Below are 14,313 nucleotides of genomic sequence, written 5' to 3' on the forward strand. Positions count from 1 at the left end.
ATAGCGTGGTCGGGCAGCGACGAAAGGACCTTGACCACCATGACCCGCGTGATCGCCGGGTCGGCCGGCGGCCGCCGGCTGGCCGTACCGCCCGGCCGGGGCACCCGCCCGACCTCCGACAAGGCCCGTGAGGCGATGTTCTCCACCCTGGAGTCGCTGCGCGGCACCCTGCACGGGGCCCGGATGCTGGACCTGTTCGGCGGATCGGGCGCGGTCGGCCTGGAGGCGCTGTCGCGCGGGGCCGAGCACGTCCTGCTGGTCGAGGCGGACGGCCAGGCGGCCCGGGTGATCCGGGAGAACGTCCGTACGGTGGCCCTGCCGGGCGCCGAGGTGCGGGCCGCCAAGGCCGAGAAGGTGATCGCCGGGCCGCCCCCGCAGACCCCCTACGACCTGGTGTTCCTCGATCCTCCGTACGCCGTGACGGACGACGAGGTGCGGGAGATGCTGATCACACTGTCGGCTGGGGGCTGGCTCGCGGCGGACGCACTCGTCACCGTGGAGCGCAGCACCCGTGGCGGCGAGTTCGGCTGGCCCGAGGGCTTCGAGGTGCTGCGCTCCCGCCGCTACGGCGAGGGCACCCTCTGGTACGGTCGCGCCGCCGCCGAGGCCAGCGATCACGAGTAGCGGGCCGCGGTCCGCAGCAGCCGTCACCCCACCAGGGAGCACATGCCATGCGCCGAGCCGTCTGTCCCGGTTCGTTCGACCCGATCACCAACGGCCACCTCGACATCATCGGGCGCGCCTCGAAGCTGTACGACGTGGTGCACGTCGCGGTCCTGATCAACCGGAACAAGCAGGGCATGTTCACCGTGGAGGAGCGGATCGGCCTGATCGAGGAGGTCACCGCGGAGTTCGGCAACGTGGTGGTCGAGTCGCACCACGGCCTGCTGGTGGACTACTGCCGGGAGCGCGGCATCCCCGCGATCATCAAGGGCCTGCGCGCGGTCAGCGACTTCGACTACGAGCTGCAGATGGCTCAGATGAACCACGGCCTGACCGGCGTGGAGACGCTGTTCGTGCCGACCTCGCCGACGTACAGCTTCCTCTCCTCGACGCTGGTCAAGGAGGTCGCCTCGTACGGCGGCGACGTCTCCCACCTGCTGCCGGAGACGGCGCACCGCCGCCTGGTCGAGCGGATCGCGGAGCGCAAGGCGGAGCAGTAGCGGGCGCGGTGGCCGGGTGGCAGCGGGCGCAGCGTCCGGGCGGGCGCCGGCCGTCCGCCGCAAAGGGGCCGGCCGCCGCAAAGGGGCCGTCCGCCGGAAAGGGGCCGACGGCCCGCCCGTTTCTGCCGGTTCGTCACGGATTGTCCGAGGCGGGGGCGGGCGGTTCGGCTCGGGCGTTGTGAGCTCGCCGCGCGGTGGCCGTACAGTCTGTATTCCTGCCCTGCGGTGCACTGCACCGCGCCGGGCCTGCCTCCGCCGGACCGTCGGCGGCACACGGAAAGACAGAAGCCCCGTGGACGTGCAGCACAAGGTCGACGAGATCGTGGCGGCGGTCGAGAACGCCCGCTCGATGCCGATGTCGGCCTCCTGCGTGGTGAACCGGGCCGAGCTGATCGGCCTGCTGAACGACCTCAAGGCGGCCCTGCCCGCCGAACTCGCCCAGGCGCAGTCGGTGATGGCCGACCACGAGCAGGTGGTGGCGGACGCCCAGGCCGAGGCCGAGCGGATCATCCAGGGCGCGCACGCCGAGCGCGGCTCGCTCATCTCGGACACCGAGGTGGTCCGCCGGGCCCAGGCCGAGGCGGACCGGATCCTGGCCGAGGCCCGTGCCGAGGTGGAGGCCAAGCGGGCCGAGGCCGACGACTACGTGGACAGCAAGCTGGCCAACTTCGAGGTCGTGCTGACCAAGACGCTCGGCGCGGTCGGCCGCGGCCGGACCAAGCTGCGCGGCGACTCCAGCGTCTTCGAGACCGAGCGCGAGGGCGAGACGGACGGCGAGGAGTTCCAGCCGCAGCAGATCAGCCCGAGCCCCGAGGTCGACGAGTACGTCGATGTGAAGCTCGCCACGCTGGAGAACGTGCTCAGCGCCACCCTGGAGGCCGTCGGCAAGGGCCGCGACAAGCTGCTCGGCAAGCGGCCGATCGACGAGCTGGGCGCCTACCTGGCCGCCGCCGACGAGGCGCAGCAGGCCAAGGAGCGGGCCGAGGCGGTGGCCGCGGGCTTCGCCGAGGAGGCCGACGGCAGCGACATCGCCTGGTACCGCGAGGACGTTCCGCAGCAGCAGACCTGGCCCGAGCAGCAGGCCCCGGCCGCGGCCGGCTGGCAGGAGCCGGGCGCCGACCAGTACGCGGCCGCCCAGCAGCAGGGCGCGCAGTATGCCGACGTGTACGGCGGCGGCTTCGACCCGGCCGGCCAGGGCGACCCGTACCACGCCCAGTGGGGCCACCAGCAGCAGGGCGGCTACCCGCAGCAGCAGGGCTACCACGAGCAGCAGCAGGGCGCCGGTTACGGCTACCAGCAGCAGCAGGAGGGCTACGGCGCCCAGCCGTACGACGGCTACGCCTACCCGCAGCAGCCCGCGCTGCCGCCGGCCGTGCCGCACCAGCAGCAGGGCCTGGACGAGACCAGCTTCTTCGACACCAGCATGATCGACATGACCCGCCTGCGGGAGCTCGGCGGCCGCTGAGCGGGCCGGGCGGGACCGCCGGGAGTCTGCTGACGGGGCCGAAGTTGGGCCTGGCGGGAGACTCCGGTAGTCTGAACCACTCCGGCATCCCCATGTCCGGCCGTCGGCTTGCCCGCGCAACGTCGACGCCGGTGGGGGACTCTTCGTCGATTCCTATGGAAGTCAGGACACCTTGAACCGCCTCGACCACCGCGACCCCCTCGTGTTCGACACGCACGAGCTGGGCCGTCGTCCGGGCGCGATGCGCAAGGTGAGCCGCACCCTGGAGGCCCCCGAGGGCTTCGGGATCATCGACGTGATCGGCGTTCCGGAGAAGAGCCCGATCGAGCTGGAGCTCCGCCTGGAGTCCGTGGTGGAGGGCGTGCTGGTGACCGGCACCGCCGAGGCCCACGTCGAGGGCGAGTGCGTGCGGTGCCTGGAGCCCGTCGAGTTCGACATCGACGTCGACTTCCAGGAGCTGTACTACTACCCGGAGTCCGACGAGCGCCACCGCGCCCGGACGGCCGGGGCCGAGGACCTCGACGAGGACTCGGAAGAAGAGACTTACCGTCTGGAGGGCGACTACTTCGACCTCCAGCCGGTGCTGCGTGACGCGGTGGTGCTCGCACTGCCGCTGCAGCCGGTGTGCCAGGAAGACTGCCTGGGCCTGTGTTCCGAGTGCGGAGCGCGCCTGAGCGACGACCCGGCGCACCACCACGACGCCGTCGACCCCCGGTGGGCGGCTCTGCAGGGACTCTCCGCCGACCGCGGCGACGAGGCCCGCGGCGAAGCCGCTGATCGGCGGCGGGGAAATAAGCACAGCGACACCCGTGAGGGTTTCGCCGAGAACCAGGAGAAGTAGCCGTGGCTGTTCCGAAGCGGAAGATGTCGCGCAGCAACACGCGCCACCGCCGTTCCAACTGGAAGGCCGTCGCCCCGGCCCTCGTGGCGTGCGACCGCTGCCACGAGCCGAAGCTGGCGCACATCGCGTGCCCGAGCTGCGGCACGTACAACCGTCGCCAGGTCCTCTCGGTCTGATCGGCGGGGTGTACGGATCGATGTCGGACGGTAACTCCACCCGCAAGGCGTCCACTGCCTCGAAGGGCTCTTCGGGCAGCGGCAAGGCCGGCGGGCCGGCTTCGACCGAATACGACGTCCTGGAAGGGCGCCTCGGGTACACGCTCGAGCGCGCCCTTCTGGTACGTGCCCTGACCCACCGCTCGTACGCGTACGAGAACGGGGGGCTGCCCACCAACGAGCGCCTGGAGTTCCTCGGCGACTCGGTGCTGGGCCTGGTGGTGACCGACACCCTCTACCGCGTCCACCCGGACGTCCCGGAGGGCACGCTCGCCAAGCTGCGCGCCGCGGTGGTCAACTCCCGCGCGCTCGCGGACGTCGGCCGGGGTCTGGACCTCGGCGCGTTCATCCGGCTCGGCAAGGGCGAGGAGGGCACCGGCGGCCGCGACAAGTCGTCGATCCTCGCCGACACCGTCGAGGCCGTGATCGGGGCCGTCTACCTGGACCGCGGCCTGGAAGCCGCCACCGAGTTCGTCCACCGGCTGTTCGACCCGCTGATCGAGGAGTCCTCTCAGCTGGGAGCCGGCCTGGACTGGAAGACCAGCCTCCAGGAGCTCACCGCGTCGGTGGGCATCGGCGTGCCCGAGTACGTGGTCATGGAGTCCGGCCCGGACCACGAGAAGACCTTCACCGCGGCGGCCCGGGTGGCCGGCGAGGACTTCGGCAGCGGCGTCGGCCGCTCGAAGAAGGAAGCCGAGCAGAAGGCCGCCGAGAGCGCCTGGCGCGCGATCAAGGACAAGTACGCGGACCGGCTGCCCGCCGGGGCGTGAGCGCCGAGTAGCCTTTCCTCCTGCCGATCCGTACCGAAGCAGGAGGTCGTCCCGTGCCCGAACTCCCCGAGGTCGAGGTCGTCCGCCGAGGTCTGGCGAACTGGATCGCGGGGCGGACCGTCGCCGACGTCCAGGTGCTGCACCCGCGCGCGGTGCGCCGCCAGCCGGCCGGCGCGGCCGACTTCGCGGCGCGGCTGACCGGCACCACCCTCGGCACCGCGCAGCGGCGGGGCAAGTACCTCTGGGTGCCGCTGAGCGGTAGCGGTACGGGCTTCTCGCTGATCGGCCACCTCGGGATGAGCGGCCAACTGCTCGTCCAGGACCCGTCGGTGCCGGACGAGACCCACCTGCGGGTCCGGCTGCGCTTCACCGACGGCGGCCGCGAGCTGCGCTTCGTCGACCAGCGGACCTTCGGGGGGCTGGCGGTCGAGGAGGCCGAGGAGGGCGACCCGGAGGGCACTCCGGTCTCGATCGCGCACATCGCCCGGGACCCGCTCGACCCGCGCTTCGACGACGAGGCCTTCACCGTCTCGCTGCGGGCCAGGCGCACCACGGTCAAGCGGGCGCTGCTGGACCAGACCCTGATCAGCGGCGTCGGCAACATCTACGCCGACGAGGCGCTGTGGCGCTCCCGGCTGCACTACGACCGCCCGACCGCGACGCTCACCCGCTCCCAGGCCGCGCTGCTGCTGGCCAACGCCCGGGACGTGATGACCGCGGCGCTGGCCGTCGGCGGCACCAGCTTCGACAGCCTGTACGTGAACGTGAACGGCGAGAGCGGCTACTTCTCCCGGGACCTCGACGCCTACGGCCGCGAGCAGGAGCCCTGCCGCCGCTGCGGCACCCCGATCCGGCGCGCCGCCTGGATGAACCGCTCCAGCTACTTCTGCCCCCGCTGCCAGCGGGTGCCGCGGATCCGCAGCGGGGGCTGAGCCGCTACTTCCTGGCGAGTTCCGGCCGCCCGGCGGCCTCCTCGGCCGGGGCGTCGTGGGTGTCCTGGCCGAAGTAGGCGACGCCGACCGCGGACACCACCGCGAGCAGGAAGCCGGCCACGCCGAGCCAGCCCAGGCCGGCCTTGGAGGAGTCGCCGAGCCAGAGCACGCCGACGGCGCCGGGCAGCACCGTCTCGCCGACCACCAGCGCGGCCGTGGCGCCGTTCACCGAGCCGATCTGCAGCGCCACGGTGTGCACATACATGCCGCCGAGGCCGCCGATCAGGATCGCGTACAGCGCCGGGTCGGAGAGCAGCCGGCCGAGGTCGAAGGGGTCGAGGCCGTTGAGGATGCGCACGCCGACGCCCAGGGCGCCGAAGCCGAGGCCGGAGAGCAGACCGGCGACGATCGCGCCCTTGGAGCCCATCCGGCGCACCAGCAGCCCGCCGCCGGCCAGCAGCACGGTGGTGATGACCAGCAGCCACCAGTGGAAGGCCATCGCCGCGTGGTGGCCGCCCTCCGGGCCGGCCGAGACGGCCAGCAGCACCAGCGCGGAGCAGAGCACGCCGATCGAGGCCCACTCCAGCTGCTTGAGCCGGATGCCCAGCAGCTTGATGCTGAGCACCGCGGTGATCACCAGGTTGGCGCTGATGATGGTCTGGGAGAGGAACAGCGGCAGCAGCCGCGCGGCCAGCGCGCCCAGCCCGAAGCCGACCAGGTCGAGGACCGTACCGGTGATGAACTCCCAGGTGACGGCGGCCTTGGCGGTGGAGGACAGGCTCGGTCCGCCGTGCTCGGTGGTGGCGGCGGTGTCGCCCTTGGCCGCCTCCTCCCGGGCGGAGCGGCGGGATCCGACGGCCTGCAGGACCGAGCCGGTGCCGTAGCAGGCGGAAGCCGCCACGGCCGTGACGAGGCCGATGATCACCGAGCGCTCCGATCGGGAGTTGGGTCGAGGAAAGGGTCGTGGGGCCGGCGGTCCGGGACCACCGGGCCGCCCGCGGGGTACGGTCGTGGCGCGCCGTCGGACGGCCCCCGGACCGCCCCGGGCCTGCCGGGACGTACGTACGGGCGCCTCCCGCGGTTCCCACGCCCCCACCGTCTCAGGGCGGGCCGGGGGAAAACTCATCCGCGAGAAGGGGGAGCACCCCGGCGGACGGCGGGGAGTCCCGTCACCACCAGTATGCGAAGGGTATGCCGTGCTCCGCCGCCGGTCACGGTAGCGTCGGGGGCATGAGAACCCTTGCACGACGTTCCCGGGGCACCGGGCCGCTTGCCCTGGTGGCGGCGCTGCTCGGGCTGCTGCTGCTGTTCGCCCCGGCGGCCTCCGCGGCCGGCGGGCTGGAAGACGTCTCCGCCACCCTGAAGCAGGGCAAGGTCTACGTCGACCCGGCGATGACCAGCCGCTTCAGCCAGAGCCAGGCGGACGCCCTGACCGCGAAGATCAAGAAGGCCGACAAGCCGATCTTCGTCGCGGTGCTTCCGGACGCCGCCCCGTACAACGCCCAGACCAAGACGATCTTCCAGGACCTGCGGACCAAGGTCGGCGTCGACGGCGTCTACGCGATCTGGCTCGGGAACCTGTTCGACGCCCGGGCCGACCAGGGCGCGCTGGCCAAGGGGATGCCGCAGCGCATCGCCGGCGCGGCCTACCGCTCGCACCAGGGCGACATCGCCGGCACGCTGAACGACTTCGTCGACCAGGCCGCGCCGCAGACCAAGGGCAACGGGGTCGACCACAGCACCTCGATCGCCTGGGTGGTCATCCCGGTGGTGCTGGTGGCCCTGGCCGGCGCCGGCGTCTTCCTGCTCTTCCGCCGCGCCAAGAAGCGCAAGGAGGAGCAGGCCCGGGCCGAGCTGGAGCAGCTGCGCCGGGTGGTGGACGAGGACATCACCGCCTTCGGCGTCGAACTGGAGCGGCTCGACTTCAACCCGGCCGCCCCCGACGCGGACGACGCCCAGCGCACCGACTACGCCCACGCCCTCGACGCGTACGAGAAGTCCAAGCGGCTGATGGACGAGGCGAAGAAGCCGGAGGACGTCAAGCAGGTCACCGAGGCGATCGAGGACGGCCGGTTCTCGCTGGCCACCCTGGCCGCCCGCCGGGACAGGCGCCCGCTGCCCGAGCGGCGACCCCCGTGCTTCATGGACCCGCGCCACGGCCCGTCCGTCAAGGACGTCGAGTGGGCCCCGGCCGGCGGCGCCCCGCGGAGCGTCCCGGTCTGCCAGGCCGACGCGGACCGGGTGACGGCCGGCCTCGACCCGGCCGTGCGCACCGTCGACACCGAGTACGGCCCCCAGCCGTACTGGAACGCCGGCCCGGCGTACGCGCCGTACGCGGGCGGCTACTACAGCGGCTTCGGCGGCGGCCTGCTGCCCGGCCTGCTGGTGGGCACCATGCTCGGCTCGATGATGAGCGGCCCGGCGTACGCGGCCGCGCCGATGATGGAGCACCACGGCTACCAGGACCCGAACGAGGGCGGCGACTACACCGGCGCCGACTTCAACGGCGCCGACTTCGGCGGGTTCGACGGCGGCGGCACCGACTTCGGTGGCGGCGGCGACTTCGGAGGCGGCGACTTCGGCGGCGGGGACTGGTAGTCCGCGCAGCCCGAGCCCGCTCGGCACGGCCCCGTCGGTTCCGACCGGCGGGGCCGTCCGCCGTCCCGGACCGCCCGGCCGGGCGGCCGTGGAGCGGTGACCGCACCCGCCGGCGGTTAGGGTCGGGGCATGCACGGTCGCGACGCCCACAGTGATGAACCGGTCCGGGTGACCGCCTGGGTCCGGGGGAAGGTCCAGGAGGTCGGCTTCCGGTGGTGGACCCGGGCGCGGGCGCTGGAGATCGGGCTGACCGGCTACGCGAGCAACCTCGGCGACGGCCGGGTGCAGGTGGTGGCCGAGGGCCTGGCCGCCGACTGCGAGCACCTGCTGGCCCTGCTGCGCGGCCCCGGCACGCCCGGAGCGGTGACCGGCGTGACCGAGATCTGGACGGCCGTCGGCCCAGGCTACGAGGGCTTCGAGATCCGCTGAACCGCCGACGCCCGGCCCTGTGCCGAAGCCTTCCGGAAATGATCGGCAACCGTCGGTGTCATACGGTTGCCATTCGGGCAGACTCGTGGTTGACTCCGCATCGAACGATGATCCACGAGCAGTTGGTGGACCCCGGCCCGAACCCCCGAGGCGTGACGACACCGCCGGGCAGGTGACAGGGGCGCGGTAGCGTGCGGTGATCGTGTTGACCCGTACCGTCTTTGGTGAGACGCTTGAAGCCCGCGCACACGAACGCGTTTACCGGCAGGTGCATGCCCTCGTGAGCCCCAGCTCACGGTGTGTGTGCCGTAGTGCCCAGCCAGCACTTCCGGTGCGCGCCGCGCGTGCGTCCCCCTTCCCCCTAGACCTGTACCGTTCCGGTTCGGTCACTCAGCGTGGAGGACCATTCATCATGGCAAAGGCGCTTCTCGGGTACGTCGGCGGCCCCGACCCGCGAATGCTCTCCGAGATGCGACGGCTTCAGCAGCGCGTCCAGGACCTTGAAGCCGAGCTCCTTCGGATGCAGGCTGAGAACGACGCTCTCACCGCTGTCGCTGACGAGCACTCGCTGCTCAACAGCATCGATCTGGACCAGCGGGAGCCGGCTCTCACCTGAGACCGCCCCCGATCCCGGCAGATCGACGCCGCTGTGCACTGAGCCGCCCCGAAAGGGACGCAGCTTTGCAAGGGACGCCCGGATGTGGCGTCCCTTCGTCGTGTCGGACTCCCGATACAGTCGGTTCCTCGTGAGTGATTGAGGAGACCGGCCGCGTGCACCTGAAGAGCCTGACGCTGCGCGGATTCAAGTCCTTCGCCTCCAGCACCACCCTGCGCTTCGAGCCCGGCATCACCTGCGTCGTCGGCCCGAACGGCTCCGGCAAGTCCAACGTGGTCGACGCGCTGTCCTGGGTGATGGGCGAGCAGGGCGCGAAGTCGCTGCGCGGCGGCAAGATGGAGGACGTGATCTTCGCCGGGACCAGCGGGCGCGCCCCGCTCGGCCGGGCCGAGGTCAGCCTCACCATCGACAACAGCGACGGCGCCCTGCCGATCGACTACTCCGAGGTGACGATCACCCGGACCATGTTCCGCAACGGCGGCAGCGAGTACGCCCTTAACGGCGAGACCTGCCGCCTGCTGGACATCCAGGAACTGCTCTCCGACTCCGGCATCGGCCGCGAGATGCACGTCATCGTCGGACAGGGCCAGCTGGACTCCGTCCTGCACGCCGACCCGATGGGCCGGCGCGCCTTCATCGAGGAGGCGGCCGGCGTCCTCAAGCACCGCAAGCGCAAGGAGAAGGCGCTGCGGAAGCTGGACGCGATGCAGGCCAACCTCAACCGCGTCCAGGACCTGACCGCCGAACTGCGCCGCCAGCTCGGACCGCTCGGCCGGCAGGCCAGGATCGCCCGCCGCGCCGCGGGCATCCAGGCCGACCTGCGCGACGCCCGGCTCCGACTGCTCGCCGACGACCTGCTCACCCTGCGCAGGGCCGTCGAGGCCGAGGTCGCCGACGAACTGGCACTGAAGCTGCGCCGCACCACCGTCGAACAGGAACTGGCCCGCGCCGTCCAGCGCGAGCGGGTCCTGGAGGCGCAGGTGCAGCAGCTCGGCCCCAGCCTGGAGACCGCCCGGCAGACCTGGTACCGGCTCTCCGCCCTCGCCGAACGCACCCGCGGCACGATCGGACTGGCCGAGGCCCGGGCCCGGCACGCCGCCGCCGGGGGCGCCGCCGAGGAACGCCGCGGCCGTGACCCGGAGGAGCTGGAGCGGGAGGCCGAGCGGGTCCGCGAGGAGGAGGCGGCCCTCACCGAGGCACTGGAGGAGGCCTCGTACGCGCTGGCCGAAGCGGTCGAGCGCAAGGCCGGGCTGGAGGCCGGACTGGCCGCCGAGGAACGCCGGCTGCGGGACGCCGCCCGGGCCATCGCGGACCGCCGGGAGGGCCTGGCCCGGCTCCAGGGCCAGGCGGCCGCCGCCCGCTCCAGGGCCGCCTCGGCCGAGGCCGAGATCGGCCGGCTCACCGAGGCCCGGGACGAGGCGCTGCTGCGCGCCGAGGCCGCCCGGGCCGAACTCGAGGAGCTCCAGCAGCAGGTGGACGCGCTGGCCGGGGACGACGAGCAGGCGGAGGCCGGGTACCGGCGGGCCCGGGAGCGGCTGGACGCCGTGGAACGGGACCTGGCGGCCGCCCGGGAGGCGTCCGGCGCCGCGGAGCGCGAACGGGCGGGCCTCACCGCCCGGCACGAGGCGCTCTCGCTCGGGCTGCGCCGCAAGGACGGCACCGGGGCGCTGCTGGACGCGGCGGAGCAGCTGACAGGGGTGCTCGGCCCGGCGGCCGCGCTGCTGCGGATCGAACCCGGGTACGAGGTGCCCGTCGCCGCGGCGCTCGGGGCGGCGGCCGACGCGGTGGCCGTGGACTCGCCCGCCGCCGCGGCCGGGGCGCTGCGGCTGCTGCGCGAGCGGGACGCGGGCCGGGCGGCGCTGCTGATCGCCGGGGCCGCGGCAGCGCCGGGGGCGGCGTCCGGGGTGCCGGGCAGCCGGTCGCCGGACGGCGGATCGCCGGCGTGCTGGGTCGCGGGGAGCCGGTTGCCGGACGGCGCCCGCTGGGCGGCCGAACTGGTCGACGGCCCGGCCGGATTGCGCACCGCCGTCCACGACCTGCTCGCCGGAGTGGTGGTGGTCGCCGACCTGGACGGGGCACTGAGCCTGCTGGCCGAGCACCCCGAGCTGTCCGCCGTCACCGCCGAGGGGGACCGCCTGGGCACCGGCTTCGCCCAGGGCGGATCCGCCGGCGCCCCGAGCCTGTTGGAGACCCGAGCGGCGGTGGACGAGGCGGCCCGGGCCCTCGAGGAACTCGCCCGGCGCTGCGCCGAGTCGAGCCACCGGCTGGCCGAACTCACCGAACTGCGCCGGGAGTCGGCCGCCGAGGTGGAGCGGCTGGCCGAGCTGCGGCGGCAGGCGGAGAAGGAGCGGGCCCAGGTGGCCGGTGCGCTCGGCCGCCTCGGCGGGCAGGCCCGCGCCGCCGCGGGCGAGGCGGAACGGCTGTCGGCCGCGGTCGCCAGGGCCGACCAGGGCCTCGCCGAACTGGTTTCCACGGCCGAGGAGTTGGCCGAACGGCTGGTAGCGGCCGAGGAGTCGGCGGACGCGGCGGCGGACGAGCCGGACCGGGCCGAACAGCAGCGGCTGGCCGAGGCCGCCTCGGCCGCCCGGCAGGCCGAGCTGGAGGCCCGGCTCGCGGTGCGCACCCACGAGGAGCGGGTCCGCGCCCTGGCCGGCCGGGCCGACCAGCTGGACCGGGCCGCCCGCGCCGAACGGGAGGCGCGCGCCCGGGCCGCCGAGCGCCGCCGGCGTGCCGAGCACGACGCCGGCGTGGCACGGGCCGTCGCGGCGGGCGCCCGGCAACTGCTGGCCTGCCTGGAGGTGTCGCTGGCCCGCGCGGACGCCCGGCGGGCGGCGGTCGAACGGGAACGCGCCGAGCGCGAGGACGAACTGCGCGAACACCGCGAGCACGGCCGCGGCCTCAAGGAGGAACTGGACAAGCTGGTCGACGCGGGCCACCGGGACGAGGTGCTGCGGGCCGAGAAACGGCTGCGGATCGAGCAGCTGGAGGCCCGGGCGCTGGAGGAGTTCGGCATCGACGGCGGCGAGCTGCTCGCCTCGTACGGACCGGACCAGCCCGTCCCGCCCGCGACACCCGAGGAGGGGCAGGAGCCGGGGGAGCCGTACCCGTACGTCCGGGCCGAGCAGGAGAGGCGGCTGAAGGCCGCCGAGAAGGCCTACCAGCAGCTCGGCAAGGTCAATCCGCTCGCACTGGAGGAGTTCGCCGCGCTGGAGGAGCGCCACCAGTTCCTGGGCGAGCAGCTGGACGACCTCAAGCGCAGCCGGCGTGACCTGCTGGACATCGTCCGGGACGTGGACCAGCGGGTCGAGCAGCTGTTCACCTCGGCGTACCACGACACCGCCGCCCAGTTCGAGGGCGTCTTCGCCCGGCTCTTCCCGGGCGGCGAGGGGCGGCTCGTCCTCACCGACCCGGACAACATGCTCACCACCGGGGTCGAGGTGGAGGCCCGTCCCCCCGGCAAGAAGGTCAAGCGGCTGTCCCTGCTGTCCGGCGGCGAGCGCTCGCTGACCGCGGTGGCGTTGCTGGTGGCGATCTTCAAGGCGCGGCCCAGCCCGTTCTACGTGATGGACGAGGTGGAGGCGGCGCTGGACGAGACCAACCTGCGCCGGCTGGTCGGGATCATGGAGGAGCTGCGGGAGAGCTCCCAGCTGATCGTGATCACCCACCAGAAGCTGACCATGGAGTCCGCCGACGCCCTGTACGGGGTGACCATGAAGGGCGACGGCATCTCGCAGGTGATCAGCCAGCGGCTGCGGGAGGGGGCGGTCCCCGGCCGCCGGGCCGCAGCGGAGCCCCGGGAGCGGCGGCCGTCCGGCGCCGGCACGGCGGCGGCCCGGGACAGCGGCTAGCCGGACCTGGGGCGGCTGCGGTCCATTCCGGCTCCGGTCACGGATACTGGAGCGGTTATGGAATACGTGATCCTTGCCGTAGTCATCGCCGTGGTCGCCGTCGGCGCGATCGCCGGCCTCGTCGTTTCCGGCAGACGACGCCAGCAGCTGCCCCCGAAGTCGCAGGCGCCGGTCATCACGGCGCCCAAGCCCACCCCGGCGGAGCCCCAGGTCGGCGAGGAGGCCGCGCCACCGACCGAGGAGCCCCGCCGCACCGTCGAGGAGGTGCCGCTTCCCGAGGCTCCGGAGGCCCCCGGGACCGTCGAGGTCCGGCCCGTCGAGGCCGAGGCGGCACCCGCCGTCGAGGTCCCCGAGCCCACCGCCGGCCGGCTGGTGCGGCTGCGCTCCCGGCTCTCCCGTTCGCAGAACTCGCTCGGCAAGGGCCTGCTCTCGCTGCTCTCCCGCGAGCTCCTGGACGAGGACACCTGGGAGGAGATCGAGGACACCCTGCTCACCGCCGACGTCGGCGTCGCCCCGACCCAGGAACTGGTCGAGCGGCTGCGCACCCGGGTGAAGGTGCTCGGCACCCGGACGCCCGAGGAGCTGCGCGCGCTGCTGCGCGAGGAGCTCGTCGAGCTGATCGGCAAGGACGCCGACCGCACCGTCCGCTCCCTCAAGCACGAGGAGGGCCCGGCCGTCGTCCTGGTCGTCGGCGTCAACGGCGTCGGCAAGACCACCACCACCGGCAAGCTGGCCCGCGTGCTGGTCGCCGACGGCCGCACCGTGGTGCTCGGCGCGGCCGACACCTTCCGGGCCGCCGCCGCCGACCAGCTGCAGACCTGGGGCGAGCGGGTCGGGGCCCGCACCGTGCGCGGACCGGAGGGCGGGGACCCGGCCTCCATCGCCTTCGACGCGGTCAAGGAGGGCATCGCCGAGGGCGCGGACACCGTGCTGATCGACACCGCCGGCCGACTGCACACCAAGACCGGCCTGATGGACGAGCTGGGCAAGGTCAAGCGGGTCGTCGAGAAGCACGGCCCGGTGGACGAGGTGCTGCTGGTGCTGGACGCCACCACCGGTCAGAACGGTCTGATCCAGGCCCGGGTGTTCGCCGAGGTGGTGGACATCACCGGCATCGTGCTGACCAAGCTGGACGGCACCGCCAAGGGCGGCATCGTGGTCGCGGTGCAGCGCGAGCTGGGCGTGCCGGTCAAGCTGATCGGTCTGGGCGAGGGCGCGGACGACCTGGCGCCGTTCGAGCCGGGTGCGTTCGTGGACGCGCTGATCGGGGACTGACCGGATCTCCCGGTCGACGAGGGTCCGCTCCTTCGGGGGCGGGCCCTTTCGTCTGCCCCGGTGCGTCTGCCCTGGTTCGGCCGCCCTGGTTCGGCTGCCGTGGGCCGGACGGCGGGGCGGCGCATACGACGGGGGCGGGCCGGGCCCCGGAGGTGCGGGGC

General features: G+C 73.5%; 13 protein-coding genes. 12 read left to right on the forward strand and 1 reads right to left on the reverse strand.

The annotated features are described in order from the left end of the window. Positions 1-39: 39 nt before the first annotated feature. The 7 genes from rsmD to mutM all read left to right on the forward strand — a co-directional run bounded on the left by rsmD (position 40) and on the right by mutM (position 5,386). Entirely contained in the window at positions 40-624 is a 585-nt protein-coding gene (gene rsmD, locus ABT247_RS12215) for a 16S rRNA (guanine(966)-N(2))-methyltransferase RsmD (RefSeq protein ID WP_350741676.1), read from the forward strand. A 47-nt stretch (positions 625-671) separates the two neighbouring features. Continuing rightward, entirely contained in the window at positions 672-1,163 is a 492-nt protein-coding gene (gene coaD / locus ABT247_RS12220) for a pantetheine-phosphate adenylyltransferase (protein WP_350741678.1), read from the forward strand. A gap of 292 nt (positions 1,164-1,455) precedes the next feature. Then, a complete protein-coding gene (locus tag ABT247_RS12225; RefSeq protein WP_350741680.1) occupies positions 1,456-2,628 on the forward strand; it encodes a F0F1 ATP synthase subunit B family protein in 1,173 nt (390 codons plus the stop codon). Positions 2,629-2,800: 172 nt separating this feature from the next. Next, positions 2,801-3,469, forward strand: coding sequence for a YceD family protein (locus tag ABT247_RS12230; protein ID WP_350741682.1), 669 nt, complete (start codon positions 2,801-2,803; stop codon positions 3,467-3,469). A gap of 2 nt (positions 3,470-3,471) precedes the next feature. After that, positions 3,472-3,645, forward strand: coding sequence for a 50S ribosomal protein L32 (rpmF, locus tag ABT247_RS12235; RefSeq protein ID WP_030275709.1), 174 nt, complete (start codon positions 3,472-3,474; stop codon positions 3,643-3,645). Positions 3,646-3,665: 20 nt separating this feature from the next. Further along, the gene (gene rnc, locus ABT247_RS12240; protein ID WP_350741684.1) at positions 3,666-4,454 is read left to right on the forward strand and encodes a ribonuclease III; all 789 of its coding nucleotides are present in this window, start codon (positions 3,666-3,668) and stop codon (positions 4,452-4,454) included. 53 nt (positions 4,455-4,507) lie between these two features. Further along, positions 4,508-5,386 carry a bifunctional DNA-formamidopyrimidine glycosylase/DNA-(apurinic or apyrimidinic site) lyase gene (gene mutM, locus ABT247_RS12245; RefSeq protein WP_350741686.1) on the forward strand — a complete coding sequence of 293 codons (879 nt, stop codon included), beginning with the start codon at positions 4,508-4,510 and terminating at the stop codon, positions 5,384-5,386. Positions 5,387-5,390: 4 nt separating this feature from the next. Here mutM and ABT247_RS12250 read toward each other — a convergent pair whose 3' ends face one another. Next, positions 5,391-6,311 carry a DMT family protein gene (locus ABT247_RS12250; RefSeq protein WP_350741688.1) on the reverse strand — a complete coding sequence of 307 codons (921 nt, stop codon included), beginning with the start codon at positions 6,309-6,311 and terminating at the stop codon, positions 5,391-5,393. A gap of 305 nt (positions 6,312-6,616) precedes the next feature. On the opposite strand from ABT247_RS12250, the gene ABT247_RS12255 reads away from it, so the two are divergent. The 5 genes from ABT247_RS12255 to ftsY all read left to right on the forward strand — a co-directional run bounded on the left by ABT247_RS12255 (position 6,617) and on the right by ftsY (position 14,152). Next, positions 6,617-7,984, forward strand: a complete 1,368-nt coding sequence (locus ABT247_RS12255) for a hypothetical protein (protein ID WP_350741690.1) — start codon at positions 6,617-6,619, stop codon at positions 7,982-7,984. 129 nt (positions 7,985-8,113) lie between these two features. After that, positions 8,114-8,413, forward strand: a complete 300-nt coding sequence (locus ABT247_RS12260) for an acylphosphatase (RefSeq protein WP_350741692.1) — start codon at positions 8,114-8,116, stop codon at positions 8,411-8,413. 412 nt (positions 8,414-8,825) lie between these two features. Then, entirely contained in the window at positions 8,826-9,029 is a 204-nt protein-coding gene (locus ABT247_RS12265) for a hypothetical protein (RefSeq protein ID WP_045702518.1), read from the forward strand. A 155-nt stretch (positions 9,030-9,184) separates the two neighbouring features. Beyond that, the gene (gene smc, locus ABT247_RS12270) at positions 9,185-12,877 is read left to right on the forward strand and encodes a chromosome segregation protein SMC (RefSeq protein WP_350741695.1); all 3,693 of its coding nucleotides are present in this window, start codon (positions 9,185-9,187) and stop codon (positions 12,875-12,877) included. 57 nt (positions 12,878-12,934) lie between these two features. Continuing rightward, positions 12,935-14,152: a signal recognition particle-docking protein FtsY gene (gene ftsY, locus ABT247_RS12275; protein ID WP_350741698.1), complete on the forward strand. Its 1,218-nt coding sequence runs from the start codon at positions 12,935-12,937 to the stop codon at positions 14,150-14,152. Positions 14,153-14,313: the final 161 nt, after the last annotated feature.

It is taken from the genome of Kitasatospora sp. NPDC001539 (assembly GCF_040298565.1).
Taxonomy (GTDB): domain Bacteria; phylum Actinomycetota; class Actinomycetes; order Streptomycetales; family Streptomycetaceae; genus Kitasatospora.